The organism is Streptomyces laculatispora (genome assembly GCF_017353455.1).
Classification (GTDB): domain Bacteria; phylum Actinomycetota; class Actinomycetes; order Streptomycetales; family Streptomycetaceae; genus Streptomyces; species Streptomyces laculatispora.
The window spans coordinates 1-17,101 of record NZ_JAFMPZ010000273.1 but is presented as its reverse complement, the minus strand read 5'-3'; the positions used below and the strand labels follow the sequence as shown (position 1 = coordinate 17,101).

Below are 17,101 nucleotides of genomic sequence, written 5' to 3'. Positions count from 1 at the left end.
CGAGACGTACACCTGGCAGGCCCTGCCGGCCGGGGTACGCCCGGCCACGGACGCCCAGCTCGCAGTCGGTATCGCCGCCGAACTCGCGCTCGTCCGCGATCTGCTGACCGGACTAGGACTCAAGGAGATGCAGTGACGAAGACCCCCACGCCCCTGCTCGTCCTGGACGTGGTGGGTCTGACCCCCGCGCTCCTGGAGCACATGCCGCGACTGAAGTCGCTCGGCGGCGGCGGCTCGCGCGCCGGTCTGGGCACGGTGCTGCCGGCGGTCACCTGCGCCGCCCAGTCCACGTTCCTGACCGGCACCCTGCCCGCCGAGCACGGCATCGTCGGTAACGGCTGGTACTTCCGCGAACTCGGAGAGGTACTGCTGTGGCGCCAGCACAACGGGCTCGTCGAGGGTGACCGGCTCTGGGACGCGGCCCGCCGCGCCCACCCCGGCTACACCGTGGCCAACGTCTGCTGGTGGTACGCGATGGGCGCGGACACCGACTTCACCGTGACGCCCCGCCCGGTCTACTACGCCGACGGCCGCAAGGAGCCCGACTGCTACACGCGGCCGCCCGAGCTGCACGACGAGCTCCACGCCGCCCTCGGCACCTTCCCGCTGTTCCACTTCTGGGGGCCGGGCGCCGACCTCGTCTCCAGCCAGTGGATCATCGACGCGACCCGGCATCTCAACCGCACCCGCCATCCCGACCTGACGCTGTGCTATGTGCCCCATCTCGACTACGACCTGCAACGCTTCGGCCCGAAGGATCCGCGCTCGCACAGGGCCGCCGCCGAGCTGGACGCGGCGCTCGCCCCGCTGCTCGACGACGCGGAGGCCGAGGGGCGCACCGTCGTCGTGCTGTCCGAGTACGGCATCACCGACGTCAGCAGGCCCGTCGACCTCAACCGGGTGCTGCGCCGCGCCGGTTACCTCGAGGTGCATACGCAGGACGGCATGGAGTACCTGGACCCCATGGCCTCCCGCGCCTTCGCGGTCGCCGACCATCAGCTCGCCCACGTGTACGTACGCCGGCCAGAGGATGTCGCCGAGGTGCGCGAGGCCCTGGAGGGGGTCGCCGGGGTGGACCGGCTCCTGGACGAGGCGGGGAAGAAGGAGCACGGCCTGAACCACCCGCGCTCCGGTGAGCTGGTGGCCCTCGCCGAGCCCGATTCCTGGTTCACGTACTACTACTGGCTCGACGACGCACGCGCCCCGGACTTCGCACAGCTCGTCGAAATCCATCGCAAACCCGGGTACGACCCCGCAGAGCTGTTCCTGGACCCGCTCGACCCGTACGTGAAGGTGAAGGCGGCGGGTGCGGTGGCCCGCAAGAAGCTGGGCATGCGCTACCGGATGGCCGTGGTCCCGCTGGACCCGGCTCCGGTGCGCGGCAGCCACGGCAGGCTGCCGGAGCGGCCCGAGGACGGTCCCGTACTCCTGTGCTCGCGCCCCGGCGAGGTGAGCGGAACGCTCCCCGCCACGGAGGTCAAGTCGCTGCTGCTGCGGCTCGCGGGGCTCACCAGAGGTTGTCGAGAGCGCTACGGAGCGTGTCGATGCGCCAGCCCCCGTCCGCCTCGCGGCGCAGGTGAAAGCGGTAGGCCCCGGAGACGGCCAGTGAGGAGGTGGCATCCTGGATGCGCAGCTGGATCATGTAGGCATGCGCGGTCGCCTCGTCGCCGGACAGGTCGATCACGTGGTTGCTGAACAGGTGGCGCCGCTGGTCGCCCTGCTGGGGCCAGAGCGCCGCTTCGGCCGCCGCGATGGTCTCGGCGCCCCGGTGCAGCGGGGTCTCGATCTCTCCCATGACCGTGGCCTGCCAGGTGGCGTCGGCGGTGAAGCACTCGGCGAGGGCGGCCTGGTCGCGCTCGTCGTAGGCCCAGCCGTAGCGGGCGATGCGCTCGGTGATCAGCAGACGGTCCAGGGTCGGACCGCCGTGCTCGCCACTCGGGGGGCGCGGCGGAGTGAGAGCGAGAATCCCGGCGGCGGTGCCCCAGCCGGGGGTGGGGCGGGCAGTGGTGTCCATGACACTCCCTGTCTGGATATGGACCGGTCCGGGCGGTAGGCACCGCCCGGACCAGTCATGACGCCTGTCACCTGGCCAGTCGGGCCGGCTCGTCGAGGCGTGTCAGCTTGTGAGGGTTGCGCACCACATAGATCCGTGTAATGAGGCCGTTCTCGACCTCGATGCTCACCGCGGCCGGCTCGCCGTCGAACTCGATACGGCCCGCGGGGGCGCCGTTGAGCCACACGGGCGTCGTCTCGAGCGCCTCGACGAGCCGCTCCGCCCTGGCGAGCACCGGCGCCACCTGGGCGGCACCGCAGATCGGCACCAGAGCGGCCGACACGATCCCGCCCCCGTCGGCGATCATGACCACGTCAGGGGCCATGACCTCCAGCAGGTCCTGAAGCTTCCCGGTACGCAGTGCGGTCAGGAACCGCTCCACCACGACCTGCTGTTCCGAGCGGCTCACCTGCATCCGCGGCCGGCGGGCCGCCACGTGCTCGCGTGCGCGCCGCGCGATCTGCCGTACGGCGGCCGCCGACTTGCCGACGGCTTCCGCGATCTCCCCGTACGGCATGTCGAAGACCTCGCGGAGCACGAAGACGGCGCGTTCGGTGGGCGCGAGTGTCTCGAGCACGGTCAGCATCGCGATCGAGACACTTTCCGCCAGTTCGACGTCCTCGGCCACATCGGGGCTGGTCAGCAGCGGCTCCGGAAGCCACTCCCCCACGTAGTCCTCGCGGCTGCGCGACAGCGAGCGCAGCCGGTTGAGGGACTGGCGGGTGACGGCCCGCACCAGATACGCCCGGGGCTCGCGCACCTGGGAGTGATCGACGTCGGCCCACCGCAGCCAGGTCTCCTGCAGCACGTCCTCCGCATCGGCCGCGGAGCCGAGCATCTCGTAGGCGACGGTGAACAGCAGGCTGCGGTGGGCGACGAACGGGTCGCCGGTCATGGCGTCATGAGTCACACCGATCATGGTGTCAGACTGCGCCGGCCGTCCGGGGCCGCTCGGCCAGCGGGATCTGGCAGGCTTCGGAGTAGCCCTGCGAGGTGATCCCGTGCGCGGTGTTGACCCGGGTGGAGAGGTTGGCGAAGCCGACGAACACGGTGAGCTCGACCAGGCCCGCCGGGCCGAGCTGCTTGAGCAGGCTCGCCGACAGCTCGTCCGAGACGGTCGGCGGGGTGTTCGTCATGGCCTCCGAGTACTCCATCACCTCGCGCTCCAGCGGGGTGAACGCGTCGGAGTCACGCCAGTTGGGCACCTGGCTGGCCTTGGTCAGGTCCAGGTTCTGGTTCAGCGCGGCGAAGTAGTTGATGTCCAGGCACCAGCTGCAGCCGACCTGGGCCGCCACGGCCATGTGCGCGAACGTCTTGAGGCCCTCGTCCACCGCGTCCCACGCGGCGGCCTTCGCCGAGAACTCCAGGTTGGAGGTGGCGACGGCGGGGTTGTTGAAGACCACCTCAACGGGCTCGGGCACGGAGCCGAGCTGCTGGATGAGAGCTTCCTTCATCTCGGCGGGAAGCTCGGCCTTGGGGATACGCGGTGTCATGGTGTTCTCCTTGTTTCAGCGGCCTTGCGGCCTGTTTGACATGAAGACACCGCCGGGCGCACGAGTGTGACAACCACTTGTGCGCCGACGGACGAACCCGGTCAGGCAGCCGGGAACTTCAGCAGCACGCCATCCGTGTTGCTCTGCGTGTTGCTGGTGACGTAGATGTCCCCCTTCGCGGTGACGGCCACGCCCGTGGGCTCCGTCAGCGGGGTGGTGGTCGGGATCGGGGTGGTGGCACCCGTGTGCGCGTTGATCCGGGTCAGCGTCCCCGGGCCCGGGTCGGTCGCCTCGCCGGAGCCGTAGGACAGGGCGATCAGGTCACCGCTGGGGGCCACCGCGAGGTCGATGACGTCCGTCAGGCCGGTGGCGAAGACGGTCGGCGTGCTACCGGGGACATAGCGCCAGATGCGGCTCAGGCCCTGGTACATGCCACTCATGTCGGCAATGTAGAACGCGCCGTCCCGGCCGCGCAGGATGCCGGTCGGCACTGCCTGCAGCGGCGTGTTGTCGGTCGGCTGCGCGTTGGTGGGGAAGGCGAAGACGGTCTCGGTGCTGCCGTCGGGGTGGATCCGGATCAGGTCGTTGGCACCCGCGTCGGTGGCCAGGAAGTCCTTGCCGTCCTTGGCGAAGCCCCACGGATTGGAGAAAACCTCGGTGACACCCGGGTTCCCGGCGTCAGGGTTGTGCTCCAGCTCGTGCACGGCCAGGTCACCCAGCACCGCGCCGCTGGTGCTGCTCAGCGTGCCGAGCGGGCCGCTGCCCGCACCGAGCCCCGCACGGTCCGACGGCAGACCGCTCAGGCCGTAGCTGATGCGGTACGAGCCGTTGCCCACGGCCTCGGCCTGGACCGCCCCACCGACGCGGGTGAGCACGCTGGTGCCGTAGTTCTGGTTGATCTGCTCGGAGGGGAGACCGGTGACCACCCGTCCCTTTTGGGAGCCCGCGACCCGGTAGAGGGACCCGCTGAAACCGAGGCACCGGTTGCGTCCCTGTTCCGCAGGCGGCGGGCACGGGGTGGCCGGGCCGCTGCCCGACTCCAAGACCAGCAGCGATCCGTCGGCCTGGACCTGGACGTCACGCGGGTTGTGCAGACCGCTCGCCACGACCTCGGCACGCGCCTTGACGGACCACCCATGGGCGGCCGCGGCCTGGCCCGGTATCGCGGTCGCCACGACGGTGCTCACGACCGCCATCGCCAAAAAGGCCCCCGACCAAGAACTTCTTGCACCAGACATAACTCTCCTCAAATGTGCTCCGACCCCACTGTCAGGGGTGAATGCAATCGGCATGATAGACGCGAGAGTTGCCGGTATCACGGTGTGCAACATCGCGGATTCCGCACTTGCACGCCGGTCGCTCAAAGAGACATCGGGACCACTTTCGGCCTGTTCGCAGGTGGGAAATGCGCCCGGCCCAAGAAATCGTCAGATGACTCTGAGAGTTTTGTGAAGCGACGCTCCAGCAACGCTCCACCCCTGCTCAGGCGCAGACCCGGGTGGCATCCCTTAGGGGATCCCTAGATGAATGAGTCCAAGGGGTGTTGTTGCGGTCAGTGATCGTAGGCCGTGAGTGATCGCTTGATGGACTGTCCAGTTTGATCGTTGTGCCAGATCACCGCTGTGAGTGCGAGGATCCTGCACAAGACCCGGGCTGACACCCCTGCAGCGCTCTTGCCGCCGTGTCGTTCCAGGTCGAGCTGCCCCTTGAAGGTCTGATTGATCGACTCGATGACCTGCCGCAGCGGTTTGAACAGGTGCGCCCCGGCCCGCTCGGCTTCCCCCTTGCGGGCTGGCCGCAGCAACTTCAGGTGACGCTCGGCAAGGCCGTGCTCGAACTCGCGGCCGAAGTAGTTCTTGTCCCCGATGATCGTCTGCCCGGGGTGAACGGCGAGGACGTCTGGCGCGGTATCGAGCATGTCGCGCAGCGTTTCGCGCTCGTCCGCCTTGGCCCCGGTGAGTGCGAACAGGACCGGCAGTCCGCCGAGTGTGCACACCAGGTGCAGACGCAGCCCCCAGAAGTATCGCGAGTGTGATGCGCAGTAGCCGTACTGGGCCCAGCCTGCCAGGTCCGAGCGTTTGGCCGTCTCACGGGAGCAACCGCAACCGACCGGTGTGGAGTCGACCAGCCACACATCGTCGCTCCACAGTGAGGTATCGCGGGCCACGATCCGGATCATGCTGGTGAGCAGTGAGAACGCGGCGCGCAGCCGCTTGTTGTAGCCGGACTGCTGGGGCACGTAGGGAAACAGGTGGCCGTAGTCCCGCCCGACGCGGCGAAGCCAGCGCCGCTCAGAGGTGTATCCGAGCAGCGCCGACATGACCGCGAGCGTGATCAGCTCGGCGTCACTGAGCGTGGGCGTGATTCCGACGGCAGGCCGCCACGGCGCCAGCCACGGCGAAGCCTTCAACTCGTCGTCAATCCGGGCATAGAGTGCCGTTGCGAGGGTGTCCAGGTCGTTAGTCACACATCGACGTTGGACGCCCTTGTCTCATGTCCGCAGGCGATCCCCTGGACTCATTCAGGGATCCGGGGGCGTGCCCACTGCGGTGACTATGCGTCACGGTCATTTCGCAGGGCCTGGATGAGCCAGGGGTACACCGGGGTCAGGTTCGGTACTACCTGCCAGCCGTTGACGATCCACACCAGCCGCCAGTATCGGTCTACCCGGGGATCGTGCGCCTCGTCGAACTGCTGGGCCATCCAGTCCCGGAATTCCGTGTCAGGGGTGCGCGCGAGCACCTCGGCGAAGCGGTGCACGAGGTCGTCGATGACGGGTGCGCCCCTGTCGCTGAGCGGGTCGATGCCCGACTCCATGGCCTCGGCCACCTTCTGACGGGTGAATTCCATCAGTTCCTCGCCGGCATCGCATTCGATGTCGAGCGGGCGCCCGGCGGCCTGACGTACGGCCGTCCGGCGCATCCGGGCACGGAAATCCTCGTCGCCGACCAGCTCGGCGAGCTCCACCCACGCGGCGACCTGCTCGCTGGTCGGATCATCGGGGAGGTCGGGAGTGGCAGCGCGAACCATGGCCACCGCGGTCGGGTCGGCATCCACTGTGCCGAAAGTGCCATCCACGAAATCGTCGATCAAACGTCGGCGTTCCTCGCCGGACAACTGTGTGAGCCTGTGCATGAGTGTGGTCTCCTCGGGACTGGACCCGCGTCTGGCCACGACTCGCAGAACGCTCTGACGCAGTTGCAGCATCCGGATCTTGACGTCCATGGCGTCGGCGTGCGCCGCGGCGACTTCCGCCACCGAGAGCTCGCGGTCCAGTACCCGTTGAATCGTGGCCAGGTCCATGCCCAGCTCGCGCAGTGTACGGAGGAGTTCCAGACGAAGCAGTGCGTCGAGGTCGTAGAGCCGATAGCCGGCGGGACTACGGGTGGTCGGCGCTACCACCCCCGAATCGGAGTAGAACCGGATGGTCCTCACAGACAAGCCGGTCCGCCGGGAAAGCTCCCCGATCGAGTAGAGGGTCGTAACGTCCATGTCCCCCACTCTGCTGTCTCCAGTCACTGGAGACTCAAGGCCATTCCCAAGCAGGGCCCCGACCACGAGACGTCCTCCGAGTTGCTGAAGCATGCGTCGCGTGCTCTCCGCTGACCGCCAGGATGAAACGGGCACGCCTTGCACGTGCTGGGCGAGCGATGGCAGCGACATGCGACACCGCTCGCTGGCGGCCTACGGCTACGAGCCCTTGGACTCAATTATCTAGCGACAGAGGCAGTTCCAGCCGCTGCAGCGCCCAGTCGCGGGTCGGCCCGGTGCCGGTTCCGCTCGCCGGCGGCAGCGGCCGCTCGATGTACTGCGCCTGCCCGCCGTCCCGATACGGCGGCACGACGCAGCAACGGGCGACCTGGTTGGCCACCTCGATGCCGTGGTCCTGGCGCACCAGGTGCAGGCAGACGTCGACACCGCTCGCCGCCCCCCGCGGAGGTCAGCACGTCACCGTGGTCGACGAAGAGCACGCCAGCGTCAAGCTCGACCCGGGGAAATAGCTCCTGGAAGTAGTCGGTGAGCGCCCAGTGGGTGGTGGCCCGGCGCCCGTCCAGGAGACCGCCTACGGCCAGCAGGAAGGCGCCGGTGCAGATGGACACCAGACGGGTCCCGGGGCGAACGCGGGACAGGGCGGTGAGAGCCTGCGGGTCCGGGGTCGGCGAGATCGCGTACGGAGGGATGACCACGGTGTCCGCCTCGGCCAGCACCTCGGGACCGTGCCCGGGGATGACGGTCAGGTCCGCGTCGGTACGCACGGGCTGCCCGTCCACGCTCGCGGACAGCACCTCGTAGCGGCCATCGGCAGAACCCAGGACCCGGTGCGGGATGCCGAGTTCGAAGGGGTAGACGCCATCGAGGGCAAGTACGACGACCTTGTGGGCGCCGGGCCGCGGGTCCGGGCTCATCCGGCGACCCAGTTCGACCGCGCGGTCGGCAAGGTCACGGGCCCGTGAGGGCGCGGCAAAGGGGCGGACGGCGGGAGTGCTGGAGGCGCCGGGAACGCAGCGGGCGGCAGGGGTGACGGGCATGGCGAAAATGTATCGGAGGCTGACCTTCTTGCCATCGCCCCGGGTCGGACCGAATGGCCAGGATCGAGGCATGACTTCGACGGACACCCCTGAGAACCTCAACTCCCCAGACCCTGCGGCCGCCACGGACTCCTCGCATCCCGCCGCCCTGGACGGCGCCCCCGTGATGCTCGCCCTGCACCAGACGGCCCTCGGCGGCCCCGAGGTCCTGCATCTGACCGAGCTTCCCCGGCCCGCGCCCGGCCCCGGGGAGATCCTCGTCGCCGTGCACGCGGCCGGACTCAACCCCACGGACTTCAAGCACCGCGCCCTGAGTATTTTCCTGCCGCCCCCGCCGCTGACCCTCGGTTGGGACATCTCCGGCACCGTGGTGGAGACCGGCTTCGGCGTCACCCTCTTCCAGCCCGGCGACGAGGTGTTCGGCATGCTGCCCTACCCGTACGGGGCCGGCTCCCACGCCGAGTACGTAACCGGCCCCACCCGCGCCTTCGCCGCCAAGCCCGCCGGAATCGACCACGTCCACGCAGCCGCTCTGCCTCTGGCCGCGCTCACCGCCTGGCAGGCCCTCGTCGAGACTGCGGACCTCCGGACCGGGCAGCGGGTGCTGATCCACGCCGCAGCCGGCGGGGTCGGTCATCTCGCCGTACAGATCGCCAAGGAGCGCGGCGCACACGTCACCGGGACGGCGAGCGCCCCCAAGCACGACTTCCTGCGCGAACTCGGCGCGGATGCCTGCATCGACTACCGATCTGAGGACTTTACCGACACCGAGGAGCGCTACGACGTCGTCCTTGACACACTCGGCGGGGAGAACGCCACCCGTTCCGTGGACGTGCTCCGCCCCGGCGGCGTCCTCGTCTCCCTGCTGCCGGGTGCCGAGAACACTCTGGCCGCGGCGGAGAAGGCACAGGTCCGCGCCGTCACCCTGCTCGTTGAGCACGACCAGGCCGGGATGCGCGCTGTCGCCGAGCTTGTCCACCGGGGCAGGCTCCGCGCCCACGTCTCCAGCACCTTCCCCCTCGCCGAAGGCGCCCGGGCCCACGTCCTGGCGGAGGCGGGCCGTACCACGGGCAAGCTGGTCATCACCGTGCGCTGAGGCGGGATGGCTCGGGGGTTCGTCCCAGGCCGCGGCACAGGACGGGGGTCGTCCCGCGCCGTGCGTGCTGCGACGGTCCCATGCCACGCCTCAAAGACGGCCCCGGGGTCAATCGAACCGTGGTTGGCGCTGAGAGTGATCACGGCCTGGCTGTAGCCGTTGAGAGGACGCTGACGCGGTTCGCGTACTCGCGGCGGGCCTTGCGCTGTGCCGGGATCGCTGCGGTGCTGCCGAGCGGCTGGCATCGTTCGAGGAGTTGGCGGTGTACCGCTGGGATGGCGCTGGCGCGCAGGGTGTAGCCCTGGCCGCGCCGTACGGTGACGCCCTGGTCAAGCACGGCGCGCTCGGCGGGCTCCAGGTCGGCCGAGCGGAGGAAGTCGGCGACCTTGCCCGGCATATCGAGGACGACCGGCAGCTCCGGGGCGGATGGACTGGCCGCCCAGGTACGCGGCGCGTACGGCGGCGGCCTTCGCTGCCGTGACGACCGGGCGGCGCCCGCCCTTGTTGCCCTTCGCCTCGGCGGCCCGCAGCCCGTCGTACGTCAGCTCGCGCTGGAGGTCGCGCTGGAGTTCGTCGGCGGCGGCAAGAGTCTGCACCATGAACTTCACGGTGGACAGCAGCTCTCCGGTGCGCGGGTGGCGGGCGGTGAGGTCCATGGCGGAGAAGGCGCCGTCGTGGATGCGCAGGGCGAGCCGGCCGCGGTGGAGGATGTCGAGCACGTCGAGGATGTGTCCGGTGCCGCGTACGAGGCGGAACATCTCGGAGATGTGCACGGTGTCGCCCGGCCGCGCGTAGGTGAGCAGCTCGCCGAAGTTCGGGCGCTGGAGCGGGTGGAGGCGGCTGGAGGTGCCGGGGTCCTCCTCGAAGATGACCGGGTCTTCGATCCCGGCCTCGGCGAGGACGAGGTTCTGGCGGTCGGTCGACTGGTGGTCGGTCGAAACGGCGCTGTCACCACCTGACCACTGAACAGTTCCGGTCCTCATCGATCGCCGCGCGATTGGGCCGTTGCCTGCGGCGGTCTGCGGTCCTCCGGGCGGGTCGGTTCCTGATCAACTTGAAAAACCGACTCGAAGGTATTTAGTATCGGAGGCATGGGAAGGCCAGTGGATCAACTGACGCCGAAGGGCGCGGCGACGCGCCGGGACATTCTGCGCGCCGCCGCCCGTGTCTTCGATGCCAAGGGGTACTCGCTGGCCCGGATGGACGATGTGATGGTGGAGACCGGCCTCACCAAGGGGGCCGTGTACTTCCACTTCAGGAGCAAGGCCGACCTGGCCCGTGCGGTTGTTGACGATCAGAAGCAGGGGATGCTTGCGCATGTGCGCAGGCAGCTCGAGGGACTCGGGGGACCGGCCGCACAGATACGCGGACTTGTCCCGGTCCTCGTGGACCTCGTCATCGCGGAACCTGCGGGATGGTCCGTCGTCCGGCTCGACCGTGAGCTCGCCACGGAGTCGCCGCAGGGCCCCGCCCAGGCGTCCGTTCTCGCGGAGTGGGTCGGCCTGGTCGAAGACCTCCTCCTCGACGGCGCACGCGGGGGCGACCTGCATCTTTCGGCCGACGCCCACACGCTGGCCACCGTGCTCGTGGGCGCGTTCGACGGCCTTAAGGGCGCCCTCGAGGCCACAGGGCGCACCACTCCGGAAGAGCTGCGTCGCGCGGCGGGCGTTCTCGCCGATGTCGTCGAGGCAGCCATCGGGGCGCACTGAGCGCCGGGCAGGCCGGATCTCACGCAGGCCGGCCGCGGCCTTTTCATCGCCAAGAAAAAAACCTTCAAGTCGGTATGGAGACAGAAATGAACTATTCGGACACTCTCACCTCCCAGCTGGCCGTCGTCACCGGCGCTTCGTCAGGGATCGGCGCCGAGTTCGCCCGGCAGCTGGCCGCCCGCGGTGTGGACCTGGTCCTCGTCGCCCGTTCGAAAGACAAGCTGGAGGAGCTCGCCTCGACCCTGCGGACCAGGCACGGTGTGACCGTCAGATCCCTCGCCCTCGACCTCTCCCTGCCCGACTCCTCCGAGACCCTCGCCCGCACGCTCGACGAGCAGGGCGCCGTCGTGGACATCCTCATCAACAACGCCGGCTTCGCATCGCACGGCGACCTCGCCGAGGCCGACCCCGGCCACATGGCGTCCCAGGTACAGCTCAACATTGGCACGCTCGTCGGCAACACCACCAGGCTCCTGCCCGGCATGGTCGAGCGCGGGCGCGGCACCGTCATCAACGTCGCCAGCACGGCCGGATTCCAGGCGGTGCCGCACATGGCGGTGTATTCCGCGTCGAAGGCATTCGTCCTGTCCTTCACACGCTCCCTCTGGGGCGAGACCCGCGGCACCGGTGTGACCGTCCTCGGGATCTGCCCGGGCGCCACCGACACCCCGTTCTTCGACGTGGCCGGCGACAACGCGTCGGTCGGCTCCCGGCGCACACCGCAGCAGGTCGTCAACACAGCACTCGCCGCGCTGGGCGGCCGCAAAGCGACCGTCGTCGACGGCACCGGCAACGCCCTGATATCCCGCGTCATCAGCCGCCTGACACCGGAACGCCCCCTCATCCGCATCGCCGAAAGGAGCGTACGCCCCAGCGCGTAGCCCCGAAGAGCCCACGGACATCGCGGCGTTGCAGGCGGTTGCCGTGGCCCATTCTCCTGGGGCGGTGGTGACCACCGGCAGAGGCGGCACTCATTCGGCCGGAGTATACGTGTGAGTCTGCATCCGCCCTGAGACAGGTGCTCAGTGCCAATCATGGAGAAGTGCCGGTCGCTCAAGGGAGCTGCGAGTGCTCGTCAACTACAACAGCCGTCAGTGCCTGAGCGTCGCAGACTTCAGCACCCAGACCGCCGCCCCCGTCGTCCAGGCCATTTGCCGACAGAGCGAAGCGCAGTACTGGCACCTGGAGGAACACCCCGACGGGACCTGGGTCGTCAACGTCAACAGCGGACAGTGCCTGGCCGCACCTGCGGCGAGCACCGACGCGCTGACCGAAATCAACCAGTACCCCTGTGGCGACTACCCCGACCACTACTGGCACCTGGAAGGCCACTGCCCCTTTCCGCCCATGACACGGTCGTTCTCCTCCAGGGCTGTTCGGGGTCTGACCAGGGCAGATTCCTGGGGGTGGGTTCTGTCTGCCGGGTCCGGCCGGTTCGGGCAGGGTGGTGGTGTTCGGGGGTTGCATAAAGGTTGCGAATGAGTGGGGACCCATCCGGTGGGGATGGTGGTGGCGAATGATCGTCGAGTGGCTTCCGGCCACCGACGCGATACTGGTGGGACCACAGGGCGAGGGCTGATGAGACCGAACACGCACACCGTTCTGTACGGGGTCCCAGTAGCTCTCGCCGAAAAACCAACGCTAAGCCGTGCGGCATCCTCTGATCTGGGCTGATCTCGGTCAAACGGCGTGGTGACCATCGGCGGCTCGGTAGCGTCGCCGCCATGCTGAGTGCCGATGAGCCGCTACTGAACGACCTGAGCGACGAACAGATCCAGAAGCTCCTGGGCGAGATCGCCCAGGTCGAGCGGCAGACCATGGTCGAGCCGGATGAGCTCCCGGCCACGGTGCTCGGCGCGGTGCGGAGCTCGAAGCAGATCAAGGCCGCCCCGACCATGGCGAACCTGCGCGATTAGCGATCCGCCCGCTTAGCGGTCGCCGCAGAGTAGTGCAACCCGCGTATTCCTGAGGTCAAGTTCGGGGTTTTTCGTCTGCACGGACCGCCCAGCCGGGTACCGGTGGTGCCCGTCTGCGTTGATCGAGTGGGGTGGGAGGGGCCAATGGCCACGTGGGTGTTCTCGGACGAGGAACTGGAGGGATTACGGTCCTTCCCGGCGATCGGCAAAGACGAGCTGATCCGCTACTTCACCCTCACCCCGGCCGACGAGGCGTTCCTGCGGAAGTTCCGCCGGGCCCAGAACGTGCTCGGCGCCGCCGTGCAGCTGTCTACCCTGCCGTGGCTGGGCTTCGTTCCCGACGATGTGCTCGCCGCTCCGCCCGCGGCGGTCGGCCGCCTGGCCCGTCATCTCGGGCTCGCCGTCGCCGATCTGGCGGGCTACGGCGAACGTGAGCAGACCCGCACCGACCATCTGCGGGAGATCGCCGTATCTGGGGTGGAAGCCGGCGAAGGCCATCGAGCTCAAGGAGCTGGACGAGTTCCTGCTGGCCCGCGCGATGGAACACGACGCCCCGAGCCTGCTGTTCCGGCTGGGCTGCGAGTACCTGCGTTCAGCGAAGGTGATCCGACCGGGTGTCGTCTCGCTGCTGGAGAAGGTCGCCACCGCCCGCCAGGCGGCCGAGCAGGAGACCCACGCCCGTGTGGCCCACCTGCTGAACCCCGAGCGTGCGCAGGGGCTGGACGGGCTGCTGGTAGTCGATCCGAAGTTGCGTTCCTCGCGGCTGCACTGGCTGAGTACCGGCCCGGTGCAGGCGTCTCCCAACAGCGTGGGCGGCGAGGTCGACAAGCTGAAGTTCCTGCGCGGCCTGGACGCCGACACGCTTGATCTGGCCGCGCTGCCCGCCGAACGCCGCCGTCACCTTGCCCAGATCGGGCGCCGGCTGACCGCGCAGGCCCTGGTGCGGCGCGAGCCAAACCGGCGCCATCCGATCCTGCTGACACTGCTCGCGCAGTCCGCGGTCGACGTCCTCGACTCCGTGGTGCAGCTCTTCGACCAGACGCTGTCGGGTTCGGAGTCCCGCGCCCGGATCAAGCTGCGCGAGGTGCTTGCCGAGAGGGCCAAACGCTCCGAGGACCGGCTCGCCCTGCTGGACGAGATCCTGCCCGTGCTGGCCGATGCCGGTATCCCGGACGAGGCGGTGGGGACGCTGCTGCGAGAGAAGATCGGCATGTCCCGGCTGCGTGCCGCACACGCCGGGGCCACCGTGCGGCTGCCGAAGGACCACGGGCACCTGGCGCTGCTGGAGGGCTCCTACACCTACATCCGACAGTTCGCGCCGAAGGTGCTGGAGGCGGTGCGGTTCGCCGGCGGCACTGAGGCGAAGCCGCTGATCGAGGCCCTGAAGATCCTGCGCGAGCTGAACGCCACCGGTGCCCGCAACGTCCCCAACAATGCGCCGACGCTGTTCGTACCGACCCGGTGGCAGGGCTACCTCGACGAAGCAGTGGCCAACGGCGACGCGACCGCGTACAGGCACTACTGGGAGCTGTGCACCCTGCTCGCACTACGCGACGGCCTGCGCTCGGGCGACGTGTTCGTGCCGGGCTCGCGCCGCTACGACAACCCGGCCGCCTACCTGTTCAAGCCTGCCCAGTGGGAGACGCACCGCACCGAGTTCTGCCGCCTGGTCGCCAAGAGCCCTGACGCCTCGGAGGCCCTGCCGCTGGTGATGGACGAACTGGATGAGGCCCTGGGCGACCTGGAGGAGGTCCTCAAGCGCGGCGACGGGCCGGTCCGGTTGAACGACGACGGGGAACTGGTCATCTCACCGCTGACAGCGGAGGACATCCCGTCCGAAGCCGAGGAACTGCACGCCGAGCTGGAGCGGATGCTGCCGAACGTGCCGATCGCATCGCTGCTGGTGGAGATGGACCGGCACACCGGCTTCCTGGACTGCTTCGTCCACGCCGGAGGCAAACAGGCCCGTTCCCCGCAGCTCAAAAGGAATCTGATCGCCTGCCTGATCGGGCTCTCCACGAATCTCGGGCTGCACGGGATGGCCGCCTCCTGCGGCATCCCCTACGACGTGCTGGCGTGGACGGCGGAGTGGTACGTCCGCGAGGAGACGCTGCGCGAGGCCAACATCTGCCTGGTCAACTACCACCACAAGCTGCCGGTGACGGGCATGTTCGGCTCCGGCACGCTGTCCTCCTCGGACGGGCAACGGTTCCCCACCCGGGGCAAGTCGATCACCGCCCGGCATCTGAACAAGTACTTTGTGTCCGAGGGCATCTCCACCTACACCCACGTCTCCGACCAGCACTCCACGTTCGGCACAAAGGTCATCGTGGCCACGCACCGCGAGGCCCACTACGTGCTGGACGAGATCCTGGGCAACGCCACCGACCTGCCGATCACCGAGCATGCCACCGACACGCACGGCGTCACCCTGGTCAACTTCGGCCTCTTCGACCTGGTCGGCAAGCAGCTCTCCCCGCGCATCCGCGACCTGGGCAAGATCACGCTTTACCGGATGGGCGCCAAGGCCGACTACGAGGAGCGGTTCCCGAAGGCGGGGCCGCTGCTGACGAAGAAGGCCAACCTCGACCTGATGGCCGCCCGCTGGGACGACCTGCTTCGTCTTGCCGGGTCGCTGAAGTACGGGCACGCCACCGCTTCCCTGATCGTCGGCAAGCTGTCGGCATCCTCCCGGCAGAACGCGCTGGCCGCCTCGCTGAAGGAGTATGGGGCGATCCGCAGAACGATCTACGCGGCGAAGTACCTGTCGGACGAGAGCTACCGGCGCAAGATCGCCCGGCAGCTGAACAAGGGCGAGTCCCTCCATGCCCTTCGCCGCCAGCTCCACTACGCCCGCGAGGGCAAGGTCACCCGCCGTCAGCCTGAGCAGCAGAACGAGCAGGCGTGGTGCCTGACCGTGGTGACGAACGCAGTGGTCTGCTGGCACACGGAGTACATGGGACTGGCCGTCGGCGAACTGCGCGGCGCCGGCCGCGAGGTGGACGCCGAGGTCCTGGCGCACATCTCCCCGGCCCGCAGCTCGGTCGTCAACTACTACGGCTCCATCACCGTCGACTACGAGCACGAACTGGCCCAGCTCGACGAGAAGGGACACCGGCCGCTGCGGACCGTGGCCATGGACGATCCCGGAGCCGGGCTGTAGGTGGCCGAGGGAGGCTTGCCCGGCTGCGACAAAGCCATCTCAAGCCGGAGTAAGCAGGAGGTATCACCAGAGGCATTGTCTGTCCTCCCCGCTAGCATGGCAGGGTCATTGCGTGAAGGCGGTCGGTCCGGTTCGCCGGTCTCGTGCGTGACGTGACGTCATGTCCCAGCTTGCGGCGAGAAGAGCCCAGAACGCGGAGCAGGCACGGCGCTGGTGATCATGTGGTTGTCGAGACCCATGAGAACCGAGCGAGACCGTGCCTGCCCGAACATCATCGCCCATGCCCGCAGGGCTGGAACAACTGGCCCTTGCGAATGCCCGGACCACCGAGGGGGACGCCGCTGACCTGGGTCGCTTCCTGGATCTGGTGCCCGATCCTCGCGGACGGAAGGGGCGACGGTATCCAGCGCACGCGCTGCTCTGTGCGGCCGCGGCGGCGGTCCTGACCGGTGCCCGCTCGCTCATCGCGATCAGTGAATGGATCACAGATGCGCCGCAGCACGTCCTGGGGCTCCTCGGCTTTCCGGCCGACCCGCTCACCGGCCTCCGGACGGTGCCGCACGCCGCCACCGTCCGCCGCCTGCTCCAGCACGTCGACGGCGACGCGCTGGACACGGCCATCGGCGCATACCTGCGGGCCAGAACCCCGCCACCGGCGCCACCCGAACCACCACCGAAACGGCCGGCCCTGCGGGCCATCGCCGTCGACGGCAAGACCGTGCGAGGCTCGCGCACCCAGACCACGACCGCGATCCAGCTGCTGGCCGCGATGGACCACCACGGCGTAGTCCTGGCCCAGCGGCAGATCGCCTCCAAGAGCAACGAAATACCCGCCTTCCAGCCTCTGTTGGACACGATTGATTTGGAGAGCACCGTGCTGACCGGTGACGCCCTGCACACCCAGCACGGCCACGGCGCCTACCTCATCGAGCGCGGAGCCCACTACCTGGCCATCGTCAAGAAGAACCACCCCGGCCTGTATGCGCAGGTCAGGAAGCTGCCCTGGGCCGAGATCCCACTGGACCACCACACCCGCGAGCGGGCTCACCACCGCGATGAGATCCGCCGACTCAAGGTCGCCGCGTTCCGCCACATCGACTACCCCGGCGCCCGCCAGGCGATCCAAGTCGTGCGATGGCGCC

At 68.7% G+C, this 17,101-nt stretch carries 14 protein-coding genes and 4 pseudogenes; 10 read left to right on the top strand and 8 right to left on the bottom strand.

The genetic code is table 11. The annotated features are described in order from the left end of the window. Together J1C73_RS15140 and J1C73_RS15135 are read left to right on the top strand one after the other, a co-directional pair. Positions 1-136, top strand: a pseudogene (locus tag J1C73_RS15140) (metabolite traffic protein EboE); the annotation flags it as partial. Continuing rightward, on the top strand, positions 133-1,695 hold the full coding sequence (locus J1C73_RS15135) for an alkaline phosphatase family protein (protein WP_307797696.1): 1,563 nt from the start codon (positions 133-135) through the stop codon (positions 1,693-1,695). The pseudogene J1C73_RS15140 and the gene J1C73_RS15135, both read left to right, overlap by 4 nt. Here J1C73_RS15135 and J1C73_RS15130 read toward each other — a convergent pair. The 7 genes and pseudogenes from J1C73_RS15130 to J1C73_RS15100 all read right to left on the bottom strand — a co-directional run. Then, a pseudogene (locus J1C73_RS15130) lies at positions 1,595-2,014 on the bottom strand (nuclear transport factor 2 family protein); the annotation flags it as partial. The gene J1C73_RS15135 and the pseudogene J1C73_RS15130 sit on opposite strands and share 101 nt — an antisense overlap. Before the next feature lie 67 nt (positions 2,015-2,081). Beyond that, complete coding sequence (locus tag J1C73_RS15125) at positions 2,082-2,948, bottom strand: RNA polymerase sigma-70 factor (protein ID WP_123466090.1); 867 nt, start codon at positions 2,946-2,948, stop codon at positions 2,082-2,084. Positions 2,949-2,976: 28 nt separating this feature from the next. Next, positions 2,977-3,546 carry a carboxymuconolactone decarboxylase family protein gene (locus J1C73_RS15120; RefSeq protein ID WP_124286070.1) on the bottom strand — a complete coding sequence of 190 codons (570 nt, stop codon included), beginning with the start codon at positions 3,544-3,546 and terminating at the stop codon, positions 2,977-2,979. Between the two features lie 101 nt (positions 3,547-3,647). Then, positions 3,648-4,733, bottom strand: coding sequence for a ScyD/ScyE family protein (locus J1C73_RS15115; protein WP_207316829.1), 1,086 nt, complete (start codon positions 4,731-4,733; stop codon positions 3,648-3,650). A gap of 365 nt (positions 4,734-5,098) precedes the next feature. Continuing rightward, the gene (locus tag J1C73_RS15110; RefSeq protein ID WP_207316828.1) at positions 5,099-6,013 is read right to left on the bottom strand and encodes an IS982 family transposase; all 915 of its coding nucleotides are present in this window, start codon (positions 6,011-6,013) and stop codon (positions 5,099-5,101) included. Between the two features lie 86 nt (positions 6,014-6,099). Continuing rightward, positions 6,100-7,038 carry a MerR family transcriptional regulator gene (locus J1C73_RS15105; RefSeq protein ID WP_207316827.1) on the bottom strand — a complete coding sequence of 313 codons (939 nt, stop codon included), beginning with the start codon at positions 7,036-7,038 and terminating at the stop codon, positions 6,100-6,102. A gap of 220 nt (positions 7,039-7,258) precedes the next feature. After that, positions 7,259-7,952 (bottom strand): annotated as a pseudogene (locus tag J1C73_RS15100) (GlxA family transcriptional regulator); the annotation flags it as partial. A 193-nt stretch (positions 7,953-8,145) separates the two neighbouring features. On the opposite strand from J1C73_RS15100, the gene J1C73_RS15095 reads away from it, so the two are divergent. Further along, the gene (locus tag J1C73_RS15095) at positions 8,146-9,171 is read left to right on the top strand and encodes an NADP-dependent oxidoreductase (protein ID WP_207316826.1); all 1,026 of its coding nucleotides are present in this window, start codon (positions 8,146-8,148) and stop codon (positions 9,169-9,171) included. A 329-nt stretch (positions 9,172-9,500) separates the two neighbouring features. Here J1C73_RS15095 and J1C73_RS15090 read toward each other — a convergent pair whose 3' ends face one another. Next, a complete protein-coding gene (locus J1C73_RS15090; RefSeq protein ID WP_242644198.1) occupies positions 9,501-10,154 on the bottom strand; it encodes a recombinase family protein in 654 nt (217 codons plus the stop codon). A 108-nt stretch (positions 10,155-10,262) separates the two neighbouring features. On the opposite strand from J1C73_RS15090, the gene J1C73_RS15085 reads away from it, so the two are divergent. The 7 genes and pseudogenes from J1C73_RS15085 to J1C73_RS15060 form a co-directional block, all read left to right on the top strand. Beyond that, complete coding sequence (locus J1C73_RS15085; protein WP_123466701.1) at positions 10,263-10,880, top strand: TetR family transcriptional regulator; 618 nt, start codon at positions 10,263-10,265, stop codon at positions 10,878-10,880. Positions 10,881-10,966: 86 nt separating this feature from the next. Further along, complete coding sequence (locus J1C73_RS15080; protein ID WP_207316825.1) at positions 10,967-11,761, top strand: SDR family NAD(P)-dependent oxidoreductase; 795 nt, start codon at positions 10,967-10,969, stop codon at positions 11,759-11,761. Between the two features lie 121 nt (positions 11,762-11,882). Further along, positions 11,883-12,362 carry an RICIN domain-containing protein gene (locus tag J1C73_RS15075; RefSeq protein ID WP_207316831.1) on the top strand — a complete coding sequence of 160 codons (480 nt, stop codon included), beginning with the start codon at positions 11,883-11,885 and terminating at the stop codon, positions 12,360-12,362. Between the two features lie 242 nt (positions 12,363-12,604). Continuing rightward, positions 12,605-12,796, top strand: coding sequence for a hypothetical protein (locus J1C73_RS15070; RefSeq protein ID WP_207316824.1), 192 nt, complete (start codon positions 12,605-12,607; stop codon positions 12,794-12,796). Positions 12,797-12,940: 144 nt separating this feature from the next. Further along, positions 12,941-13,204 (top strand): annotated as a pseudogene (locus J1C73_RS36020) (DUF4158 domain-containing protein); the annotation flags it as partial. Positions 13,205-13,226: 22 nt separating this feature from the next. Next, on the top strand, positions 13,227-15,959 hold the full coding sequence (locus tag J1C73_RS15065; protein WP_207316823.1) for a Tn3 family transposase: 2,733 nt from the start codon (positions 13,227-13,229) through the stop codon (positions 15,957-15,959). Between the two features lie 280 nt (positions 15,960-16,239). Beyond that, on the top strand, positions 16,240-17,101 hold an 862-nt coding region (locus tag J1C73_RS15060), incomplete at its 3' end, for an ISAs1 family transposase (protein WP_242644196.1).

Bases quoted from the DNA above. Each gene is read 5' to 3' on its own strand.
- J1C73_RS15125 (WP_123466090.1), bottom strand. From the start codon at position 2,948: ATGACCGGCGACCCGTTCGTCGCCCACCGCAGCCTGCTGTTCACCGTC.
- J1C73_RS15120 (WP_124286070.1), bottom strand. From the start codon at position 3,546: ATGACACCGCGTATCCCCAAGGCCGAGCTTCCCGCCGAGATGAAGGAA.
- J1C73_RS15105 (WP_207316827.1), bottom strand. From the start codon at position 7,038: ATGGACGTTACGACCCTCTACTCGATCGGGGAGCTTTCCCGGCGGACC.
- J1C73_RS15095 (WP_207316826.1), top strand. From the start codon at position 8,146: ATGACTTCGACGGACACCCCTGAGAACCTCAACTCCCCAGACCCTGCG.
- J1C73_RS15090 (WP_242644198.1), bottom strand. From the start codon at position 10,154: ATGAGGACCGGAACTGTTCAGTGGTCAGGTGGTGACAGCGCCGTTTCG.
- J1C73_RS15085 (WP_123466701.1), top strand. From the start codon at position 10,263: ATGGGAAGGCCAGTGGATCAACTGACGCCGAAGGGCGCGGCGACGCGC.
- J1C73_RS15080 (WP_207316825.1), top strand. From the start codon at position 10,967: ATGAACTATTCGGACACTCTCACCTCCCAGCTGGCCGTCGTCACCGGC.
- J1C73_RS15070 (WP_207316824.1), top strand. From the start codon at position 12,605: ATGCTGAGTGCCGATGAGCCGCTACTGAACGACCTGAGCGACGAACAG.